Origin of the sequence: Neorhizobium sp. R1-B (assembly GCF_004368875.1) — a bacterium.
Lineage (GTDB): Bacteria > Pseudomonadota > Alphaproteobacteria > Rhizobiales > Rhizobiaceae > Neorhizobium > Neorhizobium huautlense.
Map to the genome: position 1 here is coordinate 1 of NZ_SOEM01000053.1, position 1169 is coordinate 1169.

At 61.8% G+C, this 1169-nt stretch carries 1 protein-coding gene; it reads left to right on the plus strand.

All coding sequences use genetic code 11. From position 1 onward, the window contains the following. Positions 1 to 1149: DDE-type integrase/transposase/recombinase (locus EDE05_RS26640; protein WP_134103321.1), on the plus strand; the 1149-nt coding region annotated here is incomplete at its 5' end. Between the last annotated feature and the right edge of the window lie 20 nt (positions 1150 to 1169).

Below are 1169 nucleotides of genomic sequence, written 5' to 3' on the forward strand. Positions count from 1 at the left end.
GGAATGAGTTCCGCAGTTCGCCGGTCGGTCCCGGTGCGCACTTTCGGGGACTGGAACGATCCGTTGCCCGGTTACGTCGAGGTCGATTTCGTGGCCCATTCGGGTACCTCTTCGTCCGGCAGCTTCACGCAGACGATGGTGCTGACCGATATCGCCACGGGCTGGACCGAGTGCGTGCCGGTGCGGACGCGCGAAAGCGGCCTGGTGATCGCTGCCATCAAGCAGGCCCGCTCGCAGTTTCCATTTCCGCTGCTTGGCGTCGACTTTGACAATGACAGCGCCTTCATGAACGAACTGGTGGTCTGCTGGTGTCGAAGCCAGGGCTTGGAGGTGACCCGTTCGCGCGCGTATCGAAAGAACGATCAAGCCTGGGTCGAGCAGAAGAACGGTGCGATCGTGCGAAGGCTGGTCGGTTACGGAAGGTTCGTCGGCGCGGAGGCGACGACAGCGCTGGCTCGCCTCTATGAGGTGGTGCGTCTGCATGGCAACCTGTTCCAACCTTCGTTCAAGTTGCGGGAGAAGACGCGGATCGGCGCTCGTGTCATCAAACGCTACCATCCGCCCGTGCCGCCTGCTGCGCGAGTGCTGGCCCATTCCGCTGTGGCCGAGGCCGACAAGGATCGGCTAAAGGCGATGTTGGAAAGCGCGGATCCAGTGATACTGTTTGCCGGGATCCGCGCCGCCCAGGAGGAGCTCGGAAGGCGTGTCGATCGGCGTGGCCTAAACGCCAGATCCGAAGAACCGGTCGCCGTCGATCTGCAACGCTTCACCTTGAGCCTGAAGACCGCCTGGCAGGTTGGGGAGAAACGGCCGACACATCGGAGGCCATATCGTCGGACCAAGCCTTACCCGAAAAGGCAGAGCATGCTGGAGCCATTCGAGCCCCAGATTCGAGCGTGGCTTGAGGCGGATCCGGCGGTCTCGGCAGCCTCGGTCCTAGAGCGTCTAATGAGCGCCGATCCGTCACGCTTCACGAAGAAAAGCCTGCGGACGGTGCAAATGGCCATCAAGGCTTGGCGCATCGAAACAGCCGGGCAGATTATTCTCGATGGAGACTGGATGGAGCGCGCGCCGTTATCTTCTCCCGCCGCGGCAGGAGAAGATAACGGCCATCTCAGCGCCAAACACTTCGGTAACATCCCTGGGTGAGGCAATAGGGGGGGTCAATT